Origin of the sequence: Mycobacterium sp. E1386, assembly GCF_001672745.1 — a bacterium.
Classification (GTDB): domain Bacteria; phylum Actinomycetota; class Actinomycetes; order Mycobacteriales; family Mycobacteriaceae; genus Mycobacterium.
Genome location: NZ_LZKH01000104.1, coordinates 13,712 through 33,252, shown reverse-complemented (window position 1 = coordinate 33,252; position 19,541 = coordinate 13,712). Strand labels below are relative to the sequence as shown.

General features: G+C 68.7%; 18 protein-coding genes. 9 read left to right on the top strand and 9 right to left on the bottom strand.

Annotation, left to right across the window (positions count from 1 at the left end):
• The 5 genes from A5709_RS11985 to A5709_RS11965 form a co-directional block, all read right to left on the bottom strand.
• A partial coding sequence (locus A5709_RS11985) for a nickel-dependent hydrogenase large subunit (protein WP_197520125.1) occupies positions 1-1,060 on the bottom strand: 1,060 nt, incomplete at its 3' end.
• Positions 1,061-1,141: 81 nt separating this feature from the next.
• Entirely contained in the window at positions 1,142-2,197 is a 1,056-nt protein-coding gene (locus A5709_RS11980) for a hydrogenase expression protein HypE (protein WP_067949284.1), read from the bottom strand.
• Positions 2,198-2,427: 230 nt separating this feature from the next.
• Positions 2,428-3,198, bottom strand: a complete 771-nt coding sequence (gene hypB / locus A5709_RS11975) for a hydrogenase nickel incorporation protein HypB (RefSeq protein ID WP_068007034.1) — start codon at positions 3,196-3,198, stop codon at positions 2,428-2,430.
• 27 nt (positions 3,199-3,225) lie between these two features.
• Positions 3,226-3,561, bottom strand: coding sequence for a hydrogenase maturation nickel metallochaperone HypA (locus tag A5709_RS11970; RefSeq protein WP_068120039.1), 336 nt, complete (start codon positions 3,559-3,561; stop codon positions 3,226-3,228).
• 92 nt (positions 3,562-3,653) lie between these two features.
• Complete coding sequence (locus tag A5709_RS11965) at positions 3,654-4,766, bottom strand: HoxN/HupN/NixA family nickel/cobalt transporter (RefSeq protein ID WP_068120037.1); 1,113 nt, start codon at positions 4,764-4,766, stop codon at positions 3,654-3,656.
• A 124-nt stretch (positions 4,767-4,890) separates the two neighbouring features.
• Between A5709_RS11965 and A5709_RS11960 the strand changes: the two genes are divergently transcribed.
• Positions 4,891-5,355, top strand: coding sequence for a Fur family transcriptional regulator (locus A5709_RS11960; RefSeq protein ID WP_068007051.1), 465 nt, complete (start codon positions 4,891-4,893; stop codon positions 5,353-5,355).
• A gap of 2 nt (positions 5,356-5,357) precedes the next feature.
• Here A5709_RS11960 and mtr read toward each other — a convergent pair whose 3' ends face one another.
• Entirely contained in the window at positions 5,358-6,737 is a 1,380-nt protein-coding gene (gene mtr / locus A5709_RS11955; RefSeq protein WP_068120035.1) for a mycothione reductase, read from the bottom strand.
• 4 nt (positions 6,738-6,741) lie between these two features.
• Entirely contained in the window at positions 6,742-7,758 is a 1,017-nt protein-coding gene (locus tag A5709_RS11950) for an alpha/beta hydrolase (protein WP_067949295.1), read from the bottom strand.
• Positions 7,759-7,868: 110 nt separating this feature from the next.
• On the opposite strand from A5709_RS11950, the gene mqo reads away from it, so the two are divergent.
• The 8 genes from mqo (at position 7,869) to A5709_RS11910 (ending at position 18,510) form a co-directional block, all read left to right on the top strand.
• Positions 7,869-9,371 (top strand): malate dehydrogenase (quinone), encoded by a 1,503-nt coding sequence (gene mqo / locus A5709_RS11945; protein ID WP_082953170.1) that lies wholly within the window; start codon positions 7,869-7,871, stop codon positions 9,369-9,371.
• Positions 9,368-9,838, top strand: coding sequence for a GNAT family N-acetyltransferase (locus tag A5709_RS11940; RefSeq protein ID WP_067949297.1), 471 nt, complete (start codon positions 9,368-9,370; stop codon positions 9,836-9,838). Before mqo ends, A5709_RS11940 begins: the two co-directional genes overlap by 4 nt.
• On the top strand, positions 9,835-11,667 hold the full coding sequence (locus tag A5709_RS11935) for a magnesium chelatase subunit D family protein (RefSeq protein WP_068120032.1): 1,833 nt from the start codon (positions 9,835-9,837) through the stop codon (positions 11,665-11,667). Before A5709_RS11940 ends, A5709_RS11935 begins: the two co-directional genes overlap by 4 nt.
• Positions 11,668-11,682: 15 nt before the next feature.
• Positions 11,683-12,297, top strand: coding sequence for a cob(I)yrinic acid a,c-diamide adenosyltransferase (gene cobO / locus A5709_RS11930; RefSeq protein WP_068120030.1), 615 nt, complete (start codon positions 11,683-11,685; stop codon positions 12,295-12,297).
• The gene (locus A5709_RS11925; RefSeq protein WP_068120028.1) at positions 12,294-13,667 is read left to right on the top strand and encodes a cobyrinate a,c-diamide synthase; all 1,374 of its coding nucleotides are present in this window, start codon (positions 12,294-12,296) and stop codon (positions 13,665-13,667) included. The genes cobO and A5709_RS11925 overlap by 4 nt, the downstream gene beginning before the upstream one ends.
• A 125-nt stretch (positions 13,668-13,792) precedes the next feature.
• Positions 13,793-14,998: a uroporphyrinogen-III C-methyltransferase gene (gene cobA, locus A5709_RS11920; protein WP_068120026.1), complete on the top strand. Its 1,206-nt coding sequence runs from the start codon at positions 13,793-13,795 to the stop codon at positions 14,996-14,998.
• Between the two features lie 33 nt (positions 14,999-15,031).
• Positions 15,032-16,624 carry an MFS transporter gene (locus A5709_RS11915; protein WP_067943828.1) on the top strand — a complete coding sequence of 531 codons (1,593 nt, stop codon included), beginning with the start codon at positions 15,032-15,034 and terminating at the stop codon, positions 16,622-16,624.
• Between the two features lie 137 nt (positions 16,625-16,761).
• On the top strand, positions 16,762-18,510 hold the full coding sequence (locus A5709_RS11910; protein WP_068120025.1) for a proline--tRNA ligase: 1,749 nt from the start codon (positions 16,762-16,764) through the stop codon (positions 18,508-18,510).
• Between the two features lie 18 nt (positions 18,511-18,528).
• On the opposite strand, the gene A5709_RS11905 is transcribed toward A5709_RS11910, so the two are convergent.
• Complete coding sequence (locus A5709_RS11905; protein ID WP_067943825.1) at positions 18,529-18,975, bottom strand: ferritin-like domain-containing protein; 447 nt, start codon at positions 18,973-18,975, stop codon at positions 18,529-18,531.
• Positions 18,972-19,508: a hypothetical protein gene (locus A5709_RS11900; protein ID WP_067943837.1), complete on the bottom strand. Its 537-nt coding sequence runs from the start codon at positions 19,506-19,508 to the stop codon at positions 18,972-18,974. Before A5709_RS11900 ends, A5709_RS11905 begins: the two co-directional genes overlap by 4 nt.
• Between the last annotated feature and the right edge of the window lie 33 nt (positions 19,509-19,541).

The following is a 19,541-nucleotide window of genomic DNA, read 5'->3' as shown; positions in this document are numbered from 1 at the left end:
GCTGGTTCCACGGGTGGCGCCGGTCCACCGCGTTGCCCAGGGGATCGGTCTTGACGAACATCTCCTGCTCGGTCCAGTCGTCGTAATACGAACTGCCCAAAAGGATCCGAATGCCGAGGTTGATGTCCACCAGCGAGTGGGTGAGCAGTTTGCCGTCGACCACCACGCCCGGGGTCACGAACATGGCGTTGCCCCAGCGCTCCATGTCCTTGTATGCGAAGTTGCACACCTCGGGATCCTGGAAGGAGCCCCAGCAGCCGAGCAGGGTGCGGCGCAGCCCGACCTTCTCGTAGCCCGGCAGCGCCTCATAGAAGAAGTCGAACAGGTCGTCGTGCATCGGCACGACCTTCTTCATGAACTCCACGTAGCGCATGAGCCGGGTCATGTAGTCGGTCATCAGCTGAATCGTCGCGACGGTGCCGACCCCACCGGGGTACAGCGTGGACGGGTGCACGTGGCGACCCTCCATGAGGCAGAACATCTCTCGCGTCCAGCGGCTGACGGCCAGCGCCTCGCGGTAGAACTCGCCGGTGAACGGGTTGAGCGAGCGCATGATGTCGGCGATGGTCCGGTACCCGTGGGCGTCGGCCTGCGGCGCGGGCGTCTTCTCCGCCAGGGAAAGCACACTCGGATTGGTCTCGGACACCATCTTCTCGCAGAAGTCAACCCCGACCAGGTTCTCCTGAAAGATGTTGTGGTCGAACATGTATTCCGCGGCCTCGCCGAGGTTGACGATCCACTCACCGAGGTGCGGTGGCTTGACGCCGTACGCCATGTTCTGCGCGTAGCACGAGCAGGTGGCGTGGTTGTCGCCGCAGATACCGCAGATGCGGCTGGTGATGAAGTGGGCGTCGCGAGGATCCTTGCCCTTCATGAAGATCGAGTAGCCGCGGAATATCGACGAGGTGCTGTGGCACTCGACGACTTCGCGGTTCTCGAAGTCGATCTTGGTGTAGATGCCCAAGCTGCCCACGATCCTGGTGATGGGGTCCCAGGCCATGTCGACCAGTTGGCCGGGTTCCCGCTTGGCGTGGGTGGGCTCCGGAATGATGGTTGTCATCGCACTTCTTCTTCCCGCTGTGGGCTCTTGAGCTCGAGGGCTCAGATTGGAGAACGAAGCGCAGCGCACCTGGTAGGTGACCTACCAGGTGCGGCGCGCTCCGGTGGTGAGTTGGTTACCGTTGTGACGCCACCGCGGTTCCTTGTCGACGGTGCGCGCCGTGATGCCCCGCAGACTGCGGATCACGGTTCCGTACAGGCCCGACGCGGTCGTGGAGACCTTGCCGCCCGGCGGCTCGTCCATGAAGGGCATGAACTTGTCGGGGAATCCCGGCATCGTGCAGCCGATGCAGATCCCACCCACGTTGGGGCAGCCGCCGACACCGTTGATCCATCCCCGCTTGGGCACGTTGCACTTGACGACGGGACCCCAACAGCCAAGCTTGACAATGCATTTCGGCGAGCCGTATTCGGTGGCGAAGTCGCCCTGCTCGTAGTATCCGGCCCGGTCGCAACCCTCGTGGACGGTGTTGCCGAACAACCACGCAGGACGCAGCGCGTCGTCGAGCGGAATCATCGGCGCCTGGCCCGTCGCCATGTAGAGCAGGTAGGTCAGCGTCTCCGACAGGTTGTCTGGATGGATGGGGCAACCGGGCACGCACACGATGGGAATGCCGGCCTTGCTCTTCCAGTCCCACCCCAGGTAGTCGGGCACCCCCATCGCGCCCGTCGGGTTACCGGCCATGGCGTGGATGCCGCCGTAGGTGGCGCAGGTCCCGACCGCCACGATCGCGGTGGCCTTGGGCGCCAGCCGGTCGAGCCACTCGCTGGTGGTCATCGGCTGGCCGGTGGCCGGGTCGTTGCCGAACCCGCACCAGTAGCCCTCTTCCTTGATCTTCTCGTTGGGGATCGAGCCCTCGACGACGAGGACGAAGGGTTCGAGCTCACCGCGGTCGGCTTTGAAGAACCATGAGAGGAAGTCGTCCGCGCCTCCGCTGGGTCCGCACTCGAAATCGATGAGCGGCCAGTGCACGGCGACCTTCGGAAGCCCCGGTAACGCCCCCAGGGCAATCTCCTCAACAGTGGGTTGGGTGGCGGCAGTCAACGCCACCGAATCGCCATCACAACTGAGCCCCGCATTAATCCATAGGACATGGATCAATGTTTCTTCCGCTTTGACTGCTGCTTCTGTTGGCATGCTGCAGCTTTCCGGGGCCGGGCTGGGGCCCCTGCGCTACCGGAGTCGACCGTCGGCCCACTTGCGCAGCGCTAATTTCTGGGTCTACTCTTCACCGCCCAGCGTGTCAACGCCTCTGCGGCACCAAGTAGTTAGACAACCGTTGCATACCCTTTCGCGCCGCTCGGGGCGGCAATCGTCGGCCGCGCCGATGCCGCGACATATGCAAAAGCCTTGCAAGTGCGGACCCGTCAGGCCGGCGCGTTCGCGGCGAATCGTCGCAGCCAGCCGAACCAGGCGCCCATCCCCGCCCCCGTCCGCGCACTGAGCGGCAGGATCGTCGCCGTCGCATTGACCTTGCGCACGTGGGCGATGTACTCGTCGACATCGACGTCGAGGTACGGAACCAAGTCAATCTTGTTGAGTAACACCACATCCACCGAGCGGAACATCACCGGGTACTTCAGCGGCTTGTCCTCGCCCTCGGTCACGGAGTAGACCATGGCCTTGGCGTGCTCGCCCACGTCGAACTCGGCCGGGCAGACCAGATTGCCCACGTTCTCGATGATCACCAGGTCCAGCGCGGGCAGGTCGAGACCCGGCAGTGCGCGGTTCACCATCGGCGCGTCGAGATGGCACTCGCCACCAAAACCATTGCTGGTGTTGAGCAGTGACACCTGGGCGCCTCGACCGCTGAGCTTGGCCGCGTCCAGGTCGGTGGCGATATCGCCCTCGATCACCCCGATGGCAAGCTCACCGGCGAGCTCGTCGAGCGTGGCCTGCAGAACGGTCGTCTTGCCCGATCCCGGCGAGCTCATCAGGTTGAGGGTGCGCACCCCGCTGCTCTCGAACGCCGCGCGGTTGGCATCGGCGAGCAAGTCGTTCTCCGCGAAGATCGCCTCCAGCACGTCGACCCGCTGCTTGCCGGTCTGGTATTGGCCATGATCGCCGTGGCGGTGATCCGGGTCGTCGTGCTCGTGGGTGTGCACGGTCCCGTCGTCATGCCGATGGAATCTACCCATGTCAAATCCGTTCGGGGCGAGTCGGTTTCACGAGACGTCCAACGACGTCACCAAGAATTCGTTGCCGCGCAACACCTCGACGTCGGAGCTATCGCACTCGGGGCACCAGATCGACCAGGCCGACGAGATCTCCGATTGCCGGCCGCACGCTCGGCAGCGCACCTCGGCGCCGACGCACTCGAGTTCCAGCTCGGCGCCGGGCATGTCCTCGGCGTCGCGCACGAGTGTCCAGCAGAACGACAGCGACTCGGGCACCACCTGGCGCAGCGCCCCGATCCGCACGCGCACCACGTCGACGTGCCGACCGTCGGCATGCGTCTTGACCACACCGGCGATCGCTTCGCACAGCGACAGCTCGTGCACAGCCGATCACCCGCATCCGCGCGCAGCGAGGCTCATGAGCACTGTTCTACACCGAAGGCCCAGGATGCGCAGCCGCTCTCAGGGCTCGCTGTTCAGGACGTCCACTTCTGTTCGAGGCGCCCGTAGCGCCAGACGAGCAGCGCCACCGCCCAGGTGACGACGAACGCGCCGACGATGAAATAGCCGACGGCACCCAGGTCCAGCCGACCGATCCAGCTCCAGAACGCGCCCCGCCAGCCGAACTGCTCGGCGAACAGGGTGAGCAGTTCGACGCTGCCGATCAGCAGCGCGACGATCACCGACAGCGCGGTGATGGTGATGTTGTAGTAGATCTTGCGCACCGGATTCGAAAACGCCCAGCCGTAGGCGAAGTTCATGAACGAGCCGTCGATGGTGTCCAGGAGGCACATGCCCGCGGTGAACAGCACGGGCAGACACACGATGGCGTACCACGGCAACCCGGCGGCCGCGCTGGTGCCCGCCAGTACCAGCAGCGCGATCTCGGTGGCGGTATCGAAGCCGAGCCCGAACAGCAGCCCGACCGGGTAGGAGTGCCACGACTTGGTGACCGATTTGGTGAAGCGGCGCAGGAATCGGTTCATCAGGCCCCGGTTGTCCAGGTGCCGTTCCAGCTCTGCCCCGTCGGTGTCGGGGTCGTAGCCACCGCGGCGCACCCGGGCGAACACCCGCAGGATGCCCACCAGCACCACGACGTTGAGGAGGGCGATCGCGTAGAGGAACACACCGGAGACGCCCGTGCCGATCAGTCCCGTGTAGTGATGCAGCTTCGAGGAGTCATCACGGACCGGCCCCACGATCGTCTTGACGCCGGACGCCAGCAGGAGCGCCAGCACGAAGACCACCGTGGAATGGCCCAGCGAGAAGAAGAATCCGACCGCAAGCGGCCGCTGCCCGTCGTTCATCAGCTTGCGGGTGGTGTTGTCGATGGCGGCGATGTGGTCCGCGTCGAACGCGTGCCGCATTCCCAGGGTGTAGGCCGTCAGCCCGACACCGACCCCGAATGCCTTGCCGCCCAGGCTGAATTGCGCCGGGGCCACGAAGGTCACCAAGGTGAACCAGCCGACCACGTGGAGCGCGACGATGACCGCCGACATCGACGCGAGCCGCCCCCACTCCGCCGGCGTCAGGGCGCTGCGCAGCCTGGTCGTCCACGACGGGCGCCGGCCGAGCTCAGTACTGGCCACTGGCACGACTGTAGGTGCCGCCGTCGACCAGATGCAAGTGGCTCGCAGGAACGCCGGGCCGATGCGGGCACCGAATTCCGTCGAAAAACTGGCGCGCCCACCGCGGCGGCGCGACACTGAACGGGTGACGCCCAAGCCGTCGGCACTGGACCCGTCCGTCACCGCCCGGATCGGCGATCTCCTGCGCGCCCGGGGGCTGCGCCGGATGTCCTCGCGGATCCAGGTGCTGGCGGTGCTCGAGCCGGTCGACGGCCACCTGCCGGTGGCGGAGATCCACAAGCGGGTGCGGGCCTGCCTGCCGCACGGAGCCCACGCACCCGACGTGGCGACCATCTATCGCACGGTGACCACCCTGGTCGGCCAGGGGGTGCTGCATCCGTTGACCCTCGACGGCGGTGTCACCACCTACGGGATGGCCACCGCGCCGCACCACCACGCCGTGTGCACCGAATGCGGCTCGATCATCGAGGTGCCCGCCCGGCAGCTCAGTTCGGCGCTCGAACACGCGATGGCGGGCAGTTCCTTCGCGCTGTCCGAGGCCGCGGGGCTGACGCTGCACGGCCTGTGCCCGCAGTGCCAAAAGCCCTGAGCTCACCGAAGATCGAGTAGCGCGTTCTCGACCACCTCGGGCAGCGCCGGGTGAATCCAGTACTGGCCGCGGGCCATCTCGTGGGCGGTGAGCCCGAAGCTCATCGCCTGGATCAGCGGCTGGATGATCGACGACGCCTGGTGGCCCATGATGTGCGCACCCAGCAGACGGCCGGTGCTGCGCTCGGCGATCAGCTTGACTATCCCGGTCGTGTCCTCCATGGCCCAGCCGTAGGCGACGTCACCGTAGTCGTGGACCGCGACCGAGACGTCGAATCCCCTTGCGATGGCCTGATTTTCGGTCAGACCGACGGATGCCAACTGAGGGTCGGTGAACACCGCCGACGGCACGTGGCGGTGGTTGGTCATCACCATCGACTCGGTGTCGTCCCAGTCGCAGTGCAGGTTGTGCTGTACGACCCGGGCCTCGTGGTTGGCGACGTGCTTGAGCTGGTACGGCGACGAAACGTCGCCGAGGGCGAAAACGCCACGGGCCGAGGTCCGTTGGTATTCGTCGACCACTACCCGGCCGCTCTCGACCTCGACCCCGGCCTGTTCGGCGTCGAGCAGGTCGGCATTGGACACCCGCCCGGTCGCGACCAGCAGCAGGTCGGCGTCAAGCGTCGACCCGTCGTCGAGCCGCAGCGCGACGCTGGAGCCGTTGTTGCTGCCGCCCACGACGTTTCGGTGCGTGCGCAGTTCCCACTTGGCCGCGGCGATGCGGGTGAAGCGTTTACAGATGGTGTCGTCACAGTGCCGCAGCATCGTGCTGCCGCGGATGACCAACGTCACCCGGACGCCGAGGGCGGAGAAGATGTGCGCGAATTCCGCCGCCACGAAGCCACTCCCGATGATCACCAGGTGCTCGGGCAACTCCGGGATGCGCATGATCGTGTCGCTGGTGTGATAGGCCACGCCGCAGTCGAGGATCGCGGGGGGAATGACCGGGCGGGACCCCGCCGCGATCACCACCTGATCCGCGGTGAATTCGTCACCGCCGTCCGTGCGCAACAGGTAGCGTCCGTCGGGCTGAACCGGCCCGAATCGGGTGTGCTGGTCGTACAAGTCGACGCTGGGCGACGCGCGGCGGTAATCTTCGCCGCTCATCGATATCGGGTCGATCCGCCCGAAGATCCGCGAGACGATGTCGTCCCAGCGGATCCGGTCGACGTGCGCGTCGACACCGAAGCGTGCCGCGTCCCGGATCGTCGTGGCGACTTCGGCGGCGTAGACGAACATCTTGGTCGGGATGCACCCGACGTTCAGGCAGGTGCCACCGAACGTGCCGTGCTCGCACAGCGCCGCACGCTTGCCGATGAACCGATCGTCGAGAAGGGTGTTGCCCGAACCGGTTCCGATGATGGCGATGTCATAGGTCTCCAACTCCTCACCCCTTCCTCGAAGAGGGTTCGGTGCGGTCGGTGTGCAGGTAGCGGTCCAGCCAGAGGTCGAGCTGGCGGTAGGCCGCCTGCCGAGGCTGCGGCAGCGAGAGGAAGACGTCGTGTTTGGCGTCGCCGATCGGCACGATGGTGCTGTGATTCCCGATGCAACCGGCCCGCCTGGCGATCTGGGTGACGTCGAGAACCGCGTCGCCGCATTGCATGGACGCCGCGTCGCTGGTTTCCCGCACGGTGTGATCGGAGCGCAGGATGAGGTTCGGCACGCCGACGTCGAGCCCGCGGTGCAGCCGGGCGTGGCCGCGGCGGATGGCGTGCAGCCAGCCGAGCGTGATCGGGAAGCCGCCCACCGGTTTCCACTGCAGGTTGTAGTCGAACTCGCCGTGGTAGTCGCGGTGCAGGGTGGTGCCGTAACCACCCTCGGTGGGCGTCCGGACCACCCCCCTGGACCGCACGCGGGACAGGCCGGCGATCAGCGCCGAGGTCACCGAATGGCGCAACACCGCCGGGCCGTGCAGGTCCAGAAACGGGCTGTTGAGCACCAAACCGCCGATGCCGGCGTGGGCGGCGGCGTCGCGCCGGCGGAGCCGGTCCAGCCATAGCGACACGATGAGCCCACCTGAGGAATGGCCGTAGACCAAAACCTTGGCGGGTCGGTGGTGCTCGTGGATAGCCGCCAGGGCGTGGTCGAGTTCGGCGTCGTAGTCGTCGAGGTTGGTGATGAAGTGCGGTGTCTGGCCGTCGCGGCGCGACCGGCCGCATTTCTGTAGGTCCAGCGCGTAGAAGGCAAAGCCGCGGTCGGCGAAGTGGTCGGCCAGCGCCGTGTTGAAGAAGTAGTCGGTGTAGCCATGCACGGCCAGCACCGCGTGACCCGCGCCGGAGGGTCCGGCGGGCTCACCGCGCCGGATCAGCGTCGCCACGATCTCGCCCTCGCCGACCGGGTCGGGCCCAAGGGGGATGGTGCGCTGCCAATAACCGGGCAGGACATCGGGCACCCAGCCAGTCACGAGGCCAGCTTAGAGGTTTTGCTGGCCATGGGGAGGCGCACGCCGTCCATGCCGGGTTCGCCTCGGGATAGCCTGGGAACCTGCAGAGTCGACGGAAGGACCAGGAGCAGGTGTCATCGCTAGCCCGAACCGCACGGACGGACGTCGTGCTGGTGGGCGCGGGCATCATGAGCGCGACCCTGGGTGCGTTGCTGCGGCGGCTGCAGCCCGACTGGTCCATGACCATCGTCGAACGCCTGGACGCCGTCGCCGCCGAGAGCAGCAGCCCGTGGAACAACGCCGGCACCGGGCACTCCGCGCTGTGCGAGCTCAACTACACCCCGCAGAACCGGGACGGCTCGATCGACATCACCAAAGCGGTGCGCATCAACGAGCAGTTCCAGGTGAGCCGTCAATTCTGGGCCTACGCCGCCGAGAACGGGATCCTGACCGACACCGGCTTCCTCAACCCGCTCCCACACGTGAGCTTCGTGTGCGGGGCGCAGCGCGTCGAGTTCTTGCGCCGGCGGCAGCGGGCCCTGGCCACCAACCCGCTGTTCGCCGGCACCGAATTCATCGACGACCCGCACGAGTTCGCCCGCCGGCTGCCGTTCATGGCCGCCAGGCGCGACTTCTCCGAACCGACCGCGCTCAACTGGGCCCCCCATGGCACCGACGTCGACTTCGGTGCCCTGGCCCGCCAGCTCATCGGCTACTGCGTGCAGGGCAGCGCCACCGCGTTGTTCGGCCACGAGGTCCGCGACCTGAGCCGGCAATCGGACGGCAGCTGGACGCTGCTGATCCGCAATCGCCGCACCGGCGAAAAGCGCCGGCTGAACGCCAAATTCGTCTTCGTCGGGGCGGGCGGCGACGCGCTGCCGTTGCTGCAGAAGTCCGGCATCCCCGAGGTCAGGGGCTTCGCCGGATTCCCCATCGGCGGCCGGTTTCTGCGCACCGACAACCCGGCGCTCACCGCCGCGCACCGGGCCAAGGTGTACGGGGTCCCGGCGCCGGGCGCCCCGCCGCTCGGCGCGCTGCACCTGGACCTCCGGTTCGTCAACGGCAAGTCCTGGCTGGTGTTCGGGCCGTACGCCGGCTGGTCACCCAAGTTCTTGAAACACGGCCGCCTCAGCGACCTGCCCCGCTCGGTGAAACCGGACAACGCGCTGTCCATGCTCGGGGTCGGCCTCACCCAGCTGACACTGATCAGCTATCTGATCCGTCAGCTGCGGCTGTCCGAACCGGACCGCATCCACGCGCTGCGCGAATTCGCCCCCAGCGCAGAGGATTCCGACTGGGAACTGACCGTGGCCGGTCAGCGCGTACAGGTGATCAGGCGAGACCGGCGCAAGGGCGGCGTGCTGGACTTCAGCACCACCGTGCTGGCCGCCGCCGACGGCAGCATCGCCGGGCTGCTGGGAGCCTCGCCTGGAGCATCGACGGCCGTGGCGGCCATGCTCGAGGTGTTGCAGCGGTGCTTCGCCGGCCGCTATCGATCCTGGCTGCCCACGCTCAAAGAGATGGTGCCGTCGCTGGGGGTGGAGCTGTCCCGCGAGCCGGCGTTGTACGACGAGGTGTGGTCGTGGGGAACCGAGGTGTTGGGGTTGAAGTCCGATTCGGGGGTCCGGTCATGAGTGAAGCGTTGCGTCGGTCCTGGGCCAAAGACCTTGACGCCCAGACCCTTTACGAACTACTCAAGCTGCGGGTGGAGGTGTTCGTGGTGGAGCAGGCCTGCCCGTACCCGGAGCTGGACGGGCGCGACCTGCTCGCCGAAACCCGGCACTTCTGGCTGGAGACGCCCGACGGCGAGGTGATCTGCACGTTGCGGTTGATGGAGGAGCACGCCGGCGGCCGAAAAACGTTCCGGATCGGCCGGTTGTGCACCAAACGCAGCGCGCGCGGGCAGGGCCACACCACCCGGCTGCTGCGCGCCGCCCTGGCCGAGGTCGGCGACTACCCGTGCCGCATCGACGCGCAGACCTATCTGTCCGACATGTACGCCCAACACGGGTTCGTCCGCGCCGGTGACGATTTCGTCGACGACGGCGTCCCGCATGTACCGATGCTCAAGCCCGGCTCCGGCCTGACGGAGCTACCGTGAAGCCGTATCCGTTCAGTGCGATCGTCGGGCACGACCAGCTGCGCCTCGCGCTGCTGTTGTGCGCCGTGCGCCCGGAGATCGGCGGTGCGCTCATCCGGGGCGAGAAGGGCACGGCCAAGTCGACGGCCGTGCGCGGCCTGGCGGCGTTGTTGTCCGAGGCGACCGGTGACGCGGGCGCCGGCCTGGTCGAAATGCCGCTCGGCGCAACCGAAGACCGGGTGATCGGCTCGCTGGACCTGCAGCGGGTGCTGCGCGACGGCGAGCACGCGTTCTCGCCGGGGCTGTTGGCCCGCGCGCACGGCGGCGTGCTGTACGTCGACGAGGTCAACCTGCTGCACGACCACCTGGTGGACGTGCTGCTCGACGCCGCGGCGATGGGCCGGGTGCACATCGAACGCGACGGCATCTCGCATTCGCACGAGGCCCGGTTCGTGCTGATCGGCACCATGAATCCCGAGGAGGGCGAACTGCGTCCGCAGCTGCTGGACCGGTTCGGCCTCACCGTCGACGTGCACGCGTCCCGTGACGTCGACGTGCGGGTGGAAGTCGTCCGGCAGCGCATGGCCTACGAGGCCGACCCGGACGCGTTCGCCGAGCGTTACGCCGACGCGGAGGCCGAACTGGCCCGGCGCATCGCCGCCGCTCGGGCGCTCGTCGGCCAGGTGGTATTGCCCGACAGCGAGTTACGGCGCATCGCTTCGGTGTGCGCGGCGTTCGACGTCGACGGGATGAGGGCCGATCTGGTGGTGGCCCGCACCGCCGCCGCGCACGCCGCCTGGCGTGGGGCCACGTCCGTCGAAGAGCAGGACGTCCGGGTGGCCGCCGAGCTGGCGTTGCCGCATCGGCGCCGCCGCGACCCATTCGACGAACCCGGCATCGACCGCGACCAGCTCGACGAGGCGCTGGCCCAGGCCGGCGACGAACGCGAGCCCGAGCCCGACCCGCCGGGCGGCGGTCAGTCCGCGGAAGACCCTGCGCCGCAATCGAACTCGTCTGGAGTCCCGAAGCCACAACCGCCGCGCCCCAGCGCGCCGCCGTCGAAGACCTTTCGCGCCCGCGCGTTGATGGTGCCCGGGGTCGGCGCGGGGGCGCCCGGGCGGCGATCGCGGGCCCGCAACGCCAGCGGCAGCGTGATCGCGGCCACCGACGGAAACGACACGAGTTCCGGTGCGCACGGGCTGCACCTGTTCGCCACCCTGCTGTCGGCCGCCGAACGTGCCGGGGCCGGCCCCCTGCGCCCGGGGCCGGATGACGTGCGACGGGCGATCCGGGAGGGGCGCGAAGGCAACCTGGTCATCTTCGTCGTGGACGCGTCGGGCTCGATGGCGGCGCGCGATCGGATGGCCGCGGTGAGTGGCGCGACGCTGTCGCTGCTGCGCGACGCCTACCAGCGCCGCGACAAGGTCGCCGTGATCACGTTCCGCCAGCGGGAGGCGCGGCTGCTGCTGCCGCCCACGTCGTCGGCGCACGTCGCCGGCCGGCGGCTGGCCCGATTCGACACCGGCGGCAGGACCCCGCTGGCCGAAGGCCTGCTCGCCGCGCGTGAACTGGTCGTCCGGGAGAAGGCACGCGACCGGGCCCGGCGTTCGTTGGTGGTGGTGCTCACCGACGGCCGGGCCACCGCCGGAACGGACCCGCTGGGCCGCAGCCGGGCGGCGGCGGCCCGGTTGGTGGCCGAGGGCGCCGCCGCGGTGGTCGTGGACTGCGAAACGTCTTACGTGCGGCTGGGTTTGGCCGAACAGCTGGCCCGCCACCTCGGCGCCCCGGCCGTGCGCCTCGAGCAGCTGCACGCGGACTCGCTGACCCGCGCCGTGCGAAACGCGGCCTGAGGAGGGTAACCGCTGATGCCACAAGGCCGCCCACTTCAGGTCCCCGAGGACGGACTGAGCACCAGGGCCCGGCGCAACACCCCGGTGCTGGCGGTGCACACCGGCCCGGGCAAGGGGAAGTCGACTGCCGCATTCGGAATGGCATTGCGGGCCTGGAATGCCGGGCTCTCCGTCGCGGTGTTCCAGTTCGTCAAGAGCGCCAAATGGAAGGTGGGTGAGGAGACCGCCTTCACCCAACTCGGCCAGGTGCACCAGCAGCACCACATCGGTGGGCCCGTGGAATGGCACAAGATGGGCGCGGGCTGGTCGTGGTCGCGCAAGGCCGGCAGCGAAGACGATCACGCCGCGGCCGCCGCCGACGGGTGGGCGGAGATCGCGCGCCGGCTGGCCGAACAGCGCCACGGCTTCTATGTGCTCGACGAATTCACCTACCCGCTGAAATGGGGATGGGTGGACGTCGACGAGGTGGTGGACGTGCTGCTGGCGCGGCCGGGCCACCAACACGTGGTCATCACCGGCCGCGACGCCCCGCAGCGGTTGATCGAGGCCGCCGATCTTGTCACCGAGATGACCAAGGTCAAGCACCCGATGGACGCGGGCCGCAAGGGGCAGAAGGGCATCGAGTGGTGAGTGTTCCCGCGGTCGTCGTCGCCGCGCCGGCGTCGGGCAGCGGAAAGACCACCGTCGCAACGGGTTTGATCGGTGCGCTGCGGCGCGCGGGCCATGCCGTGGCACCGTTCAAGGTGGGCCCGGACTTCATCGACCCCGGTTATCACGGCTTGGCCGCCGGGCGTCCCGGCCGCAACCTGGACCCGGTGCTGGTCGGCGAGAACCTCGTCGGCCCGCTGTACGCGCACGGCTCGGGCGGTGCGAGCATTTCGGTGATCGAGGGGGTGATGGGGCTCTTCGACGGGCGAATCGGGCGCGCCGCGGACGGCCCCGCGGAAGGCTCCACCGCCCACGTGGCCGGCCTGCTGGGTGCGCCCGTGGTCCTGGTGGTCGACGCGCGCGGCCAGAGTCACAGCATCGCCGCACTGCTGCATGGCTTTTCGACGTTCGACGCCGCGACCCGGGTCCGCGGCGTGATCCTCAATCGGGTCGGTTCGGCCCGGCACGAACACGTTTTGCGGCAGGCCTGCGAGCAGGCGGGTGTCGCGGTGCTGGGTTCCATTCCCCGCACCGCCGAATTAGAGCTTCCAACAAGGTATTTGGGTCTGGTCACCGCGGTGGAGTACGGGCGGCGCGCGCGGCTCGCGGTCGAGGCGATGACCGACCTGGTCGCCCGTCACGTCGACCTGGCGGCCGTGGTGGCCGTCGCCGCGAGCCGGACCGGCACGGCGTGGGACCCGGCGACGGCGGTGGGGGAGACGCCCGGCGGGCGGGCCACCGTGGCGATGGCGACGGGTAAGGCGTTCAGCTTCGGCTATGCCGAACATGCCGAGTTGCTGCGGGCCGCCGGCGCCGACGTGGTCGAATTCGACCCGCTGGCCGAGGAGTTGCCCGATGGCACGGATGCGGTGCTGCTGCCCGGCGGCTTTCCGGAACAGTTCACCGCCGAGCTCTCGGCCAACGACTCCGTGCGCCGGCAGATCAACGAGCTGGCCGCCGCCGGCGCGCCGATTCACGCCGAATGCGCCGGCCTCATCTATCTGGCCACCGAACTCGACGGTTACCCGATGTGCGGCGTGCTGGCCGGGTCGGCGCGGTTCACGCCGAATCTGACGTTGGCCTATCGCGACGCCGTCGCCGTGGCCGATTCGCCGCTCTATTCCACCGGGCAGCGGGCGGTGGGCCATGAATTCCACCGGACCGCAATCACGTTCAGCGATGACTACCAGCCCGCGTGGGCCTACCGGGGCAACGACGCGGATACCTCGCGCGAAGGTGTCGTGCACGCCGGAGTGCACGCCTCGTACCTGCACACCCATCCGGCCGCGGCACCACAAGCCGTCGCGCGGTTCGTGGCGCACGCCACCGCCCGCCGCATGCCCTCCGTCTAGGCCGATGGTGGCGACCCGCAGCGCCCGGCGTTTCCGCCGCGCTCGCGGTCGCCACTAAGCCGATGGTGGCGACCCGCAGCGCCCGGCGTTTCCGCCGCGCTCGCGGTCGCCACTAGGCTTGCCCGGTGACCGAGAACGCCTACCTCGCCGGACTACGGCTGGCCGGCAAGAAGGTCGTCGTGGTCGGCGGCGGCTCGGTTGCCCAGCGGCGGCTGCCGTTGCTCATCGCCAGCGGTGCGGACGTCCACGTGATCTCCCGCAGCGCCACCAGGTCGGTCGAGGCGATGACCGGAATCACGTTGTCGCTGCGCGAATACCGCGACGGCGACCTCGACGGGGCCTGGTACGCGATCGCCGCCACCAACGACGCGCAAGTGAACGCGGCCGTCGTCGCGGAGGCCGAGCGCCGCCACCTTTTCTGCGTCCGCGCCGACATCGCCGTGGAAGGGACCGCGGTGACCCCGGCGTCCTTCAGTTACGAAGGGTTATCGGTCGGGGTGCTCGCCGGCGGCCTGCACCGCCGGTCCGCGGCCATTCGCTCGGCCATCCGGGAGGCGCTGCAGACGGGGGTAATCGCGCCGGACAGCGTGGCCAGCCCCGACGTCGTGCGCGGTGGGGTGGCGCTGGTCGGCGGCGGCCCCGGCGACCCAGAACTGATCACCGTGCGCGGGCGCCGGCTGCTGGCCCACGCCGACGTCGTCGTGGCCGACCGGCTGGCGCCCCCGGAACTGCTGGCGGAGCTACCGCCGCACGTGGAGGTCATCGACGCCGCCAAGATTCCCTACGGGCGGGCGATGGCGCAGGACGCGATCAACGACGTCATGATCGAACGCGCCCGGTCCGGGAAGTTCGTCGTCCGCCTCAAGGGTGGGGACCCGTTCGTCTTCGCCCGCGGCTTTGAGGAAGTGCAGGCGTGCGTCGACGCCGGGATTCCGGTCACCGTCGTGCCGGGTGTGACGAGCGCCATAGGAGTGCCCGCCCTGGCCGGCGTTCCGGTCACGCACCGGGCCATAAATCACGAATTCGTAGTGGTCAGCGGACATCTGGCGCCCGGCCACCCCGAATCGTTAGTGAATTGGAATGCGCTGGCCGCGCTCTCCGGCACCATCGTTTTGCTGATGGCCGTCGAACGCATCGAGCTTTTCGCCGACGCGCTCATAGCGGGCGGCCGACCTGCGGAAACGCCGGTGCTGGTGGTGCAACACGGAACGACGGCGGCTCAGCAGACTTTGCGGGCCACTCTCGCCGACACGCCGGAAAAGATCCGCGCCGAGGGCATCCGACCTCCCGCGATCATCGTGATCGGGCCGGTGGCGGCTTTCGGGCTTTAAACGGATCTTAAGATTACTGTAAGGTAACCCTTTATGACGGCCCTCAACGACAGTGAGCGCGCGGTGCGCAACTTCACCTCCGCACGCCCCGATCGTCCGGCCGCGGCGCGCTCCACGCGCCCGGCAGAGACCGCCTCCACCCGCCTCAGCAAGTACTACCCGGCATGGTTGCCGTCCCGCCGCTTCATCGCGGCCGTGATCGCCATCGGCGGTATGCAGTTGCTGGCGACCATGGACAGCACCGTCGCCATCGTCGCGCTGCCCCGGATCCAGAACGAGCTCAGCCTGTCCGACGCCGGCCGCAGCTGGGTGATCACCGCCTACGTGCTCACCTTCGGTGGACTGATGCTGCTGGGCGGCCGGCTCGGCGACACCATCGGGCGCAAGCGCACCTTCATCGTCGGCGTCGCGCTGTTCACCATCTCCTCGGTGCTGTGCGCGGTCGCATGGGACGAGGTGACCATGGTCATCGCGCGGCTGTCACAGGGGGTCGGGTCCGCCATCGCCTCGCCGACCGGCTTGGCGCTGGTCGCCACCACCTTCCCCAAGGGGCCCGCGCGTAACTTCGCGACGGCGGTGTTCGCCGCGATGACGGCGGTCGGCTCGGTGATGGGCCTGGTGGTCGGCGGAGCGCTGACCGAGGTGTCCTGGCGGCTGGCGTTCCTGGTGAACGTGCCGATCGGCCTGGTGATGATCTACCTCGCGCGCACCGCGCTGCGCGAGACCAACCGGGAGCGGATGAAGCTCGACGCCACCGGCGCCATGCTGGCGACGCTGGCGTGCACCGCGGCCGTCTTCGCCTTCTCGATGGGGCCGGAAAAGGGCTGGGTCTCGATCACCACCGTCGGCTCGGGTGTGGTCGCGATGGCCGCCGCCCTCGCCTTCATCATCGTCGAGCGCACCGCCGAAAACCCGGTCGTCCCATTCGATCTGTTCCGCGACCGCAACCGGCTGGTCACCTTCGCCGCGATCTTCCTGGCCGGCGGCCTCATGTTCAGCCTGACGGTGTGCATCGGCCTGTACGTGCAGGACATCCTCGGCTACAGCGCGCTGCGCGCCGGCGTCGGCTTCATCCCGTTCGTCATCGCGATGGGGATCGGGCTGGGCGTCTCCTCGCAACTGGTGTCGCGGTTCTCGCCCCGGGTGTTGACGATCGGCGGCGGAATCCTGCTGTTCTGGGCGATGCTCTACGGCTGGGGGTTCATGCACCGCGGCGTGCCCTATTTCCCCAACCTGGTGCTCCCCATCATCGTGGGCGGGATCGGCATCGGCATCTGCGTTGTCCCGCTGACGCTGGCGGCCATTGCCGGTGTCGGCTTCGACCAGATCGGTCCGGTGTCGGCGATCGCATTGATGCTGCAGAGCCTCGGCGGTCCGCTGGTGCTGGCCGTCATCCAGGCCGTGATCACCTCCCGCACGCTGTACATGGGCGGCACCACCGGCCCGGTGAAGATCATGAACGACCTCCAATTGCACGCGCTCGACCAGGGCTACACCTACGGCCTGCTGTGGGTGGCCGGGGTGGCCGTCATCGTCGGCGCCGCGGCGCTGCTGATCGGCTACACCCCCGCCCAGGTGGCCCACGCGCAAGAGGTCAAGGAAGCGATCGACGCCGGCGAGCTGTGACGCCGGGGTCGCCGATTGGCGGCCCGCTCCAATAGCTTTGCGCCGGATTCGATAGCGCCGGCGATATCAAATTCGCGGAGCCTGCACGGGTCCTCGGCTGCTAGGCGCCCACCCCTGACAAGTTAGGCTGGCCCGCTGTGATCACCCGGATGTCCGAGCTGTTCTTGCGCACGTTGCGTGACGATCCCGCTGATGCCGAAGTGCCCAGCCACAAACTTCTGATCCGCGCCGGCTACATCCGGCCGATCGCGCCCGGGCTGTACAGCTGGTTGCCGCTCGGGCTGCGGGTGCTGCGCAAGATCGAACGCATCGTCCGCGACGAGATGAACGCGATCGGCGGTCAGGAGATCCTGTTTCCCGCCCTGCTGCCGCGCGCGCCGTACGAGACCACGAACCGGTGGACCGAATACGGCGACGGGGTGTTCCGGCTTCAGGACCGCCGCGGCAACGACTACCTGTTGGGCCCGACGCACGAAGAGCTATTCACGCTGACGGTCAAGGGCGAATACAACTCCTACAAAGACTTTCCCGTGCTGCTCTATCAGATCCAGAACAAGTACCGCGACGAGGCGCGGCCGCGCGCGGGGATCCTGCGCGTGCGCGAGTTCCTGATGAAGGACTCCTACTCCTTCGACGTCGACGACGCCGGACTCAAGGCCGCCTATCACGCGCACCGGGAGGCCTACCAGCGCATCTTCAACCGGCTCCAGGTGCGCTACGTGATCGTGTCCGCGGTGTCCGGGGCGATGGGCGGCAGCGCCTCCGAGGAGTTCCTGGCCGAAAGTCCGGTCGGCGAAGACACCTTCGTGCGCTGCCTGGAATCGGGGTATGCGGCCAACGTCGAGGCCGTCGTCACCGCCCGCCCCGAGGCCAAACCGATCGATGGGTTGCCCGAGGCGGTAATCCACGACACCGGTGACACCCCGACCATCGCCACCCTGGTGGATTGGGCCAACACCGCCGGCCTCGGCCGCACGGTCACCGCGGCGGACACGCTGAAGAACGTCCTGCTCAAGGTGCGCCAGCCCGGCGGGGAGTGGGAGCTGCTGGCCATCGGGCTGCCGGGCGACCGCGAGGTCGACGACAAGAGGCTGGGCGCCGCGCTGGAACCGGCCGAGTACGCGTTGCTCGACGATTCCGACTTCGCCAAATACCCATTTCTGGTGAAGGGCTACATCGGGCCGAAGGCGCTGCGGGACAACGGTGTTCGCTATCTCGTCGACCCGCGGGTGGTGGACGGCACCAGCTGGATCACCGGGGCGGACGAGCCCGGCCGGCACGTCGTCGGCCTGGTGGCCGGCCGCGATTTCACCGCCGACGGCACCATCGAGGCCGCCGAGGTGCGCGACGGCGATCCGTCTCCCGACGGCGCCGGCCCGCTGGTGTCGGCCCGGGGCATCGAGGTCGCGCACATCTTCCAGCTCGGCCGCAAGTACACCGACGCCTTCACCGCCGACGTCCTCGGGGAGGATGGCAAGCCGGTGCGGCTGACCATGGGGTCCTACGGCCTCGGGGTGTCGCGGATGGTGGCGGTGATCGCCGAGCAGCACCATGACGAGTTGGGCCTGCGCTGGCCGTCTTCGGTCGCGCCGTTCGACGTCCATCTGGTGATCGCCAACAAGGACGCGGACGCCCGCACCGGGGCCACCGCGCTGGCCGCCGACCTGGACCGGTTGGGCATCGAGGTGCTGCTCGACGACCGTCAAGCATCACCGGGGGTCAAGTTCAAGGACGCGGAATTGCTGGGCGTGCCGTGGATCCTGGTGGTGGGGCGCGGCTGGGGCAACGGTGTGGTGGAGCTGCGCGACCGCTTCGGCGGAGAAACGCGCGAGCTGGCGACCGGGCCGTCGCTGGCCACCGACGTCGCGGCGGCCCTTACCGGGTAACTGAAAACCCTTGCGCCGCTAGTCGTTTCCGCCGGGGAAGCTCGTCGTGATGGGCCAGGCGCCCAGCACCCGGTTCCATCGGGCGGCCATCACCGCGCTTTGCGTCAGGGCCGTGGCGGCGAACGCGCGGTCGTCGGCCGTCTCGGCGTGCTCGATCACCACGCGCCAGGCCGACGCGCCGTCGTTTTCCATCCGCGCCGCCAGGCGCGCGGCATCCGCCGCGCTGCCCACCAGGATCGGCAACTGGTAACCGGGGGCGGCGACCGGCGCGTTGACCTTGCGGGCGTTGAGCATCGCGATCACGTCGTCGCGGCGTTGGCGGTGCTGACTCAGGGCCTCCACCACCATGTCGTTCACGCTGGGCGGCGACAGCGCCGAGACCATGCCGTAGCCGTAGATGGTCGAGTGTTCGATGGCCAGTGCGTCGCACAGCGCGGCGTTGTCCGCGTCCTTGCCGGAGCTCATATCGACGGGCCCCCCGGAACCAGGGCGACCGTGTACGACGCGGTGCAGGACGCGATGATCGAGGCGAGCAACCCCGCCCGGTAGCCGGATTCTCCCGCCACCATCCGGCTGGCGCTGTCCGCCGAGGCGCGCAAGGCGTTGATCACGTCCGACACCGGTGGGGGAGGCGGCGGCGGTCCCGCCGGTTCGGCGGCGCTCGGGCTGGGGCCCGCGGTCTCGCTGGTGGACGAGGCGGTGATCTTGCCGGCGGCCCGCGAGATCTCCGTGGACAGGGCGCGGGCGTGCGCGGCGCGTTGGCTCGCGACCACCGTCAGCGCGGCGGCGATCTGTGGCGGGTTGCCGACGGCCGCGGCCGCGGCACCGGCCAGCGCGCTGTCCTTGCGGGCCTGGTCCAGCGGCCCCAACAGCTCTTCGACGGGTGGAGGCTTGGGCGGGGACTCGCCGCAGGCGGAGGTCACCACCCCGAGCGCAGCCAGAGCCGCGCCGCCGGCGAGCACACCCCGCCGGTTGACGACCGGAAATGCGCTAGACACAAACACATCCTGCCATCGGTGCGGGGGTGGGTA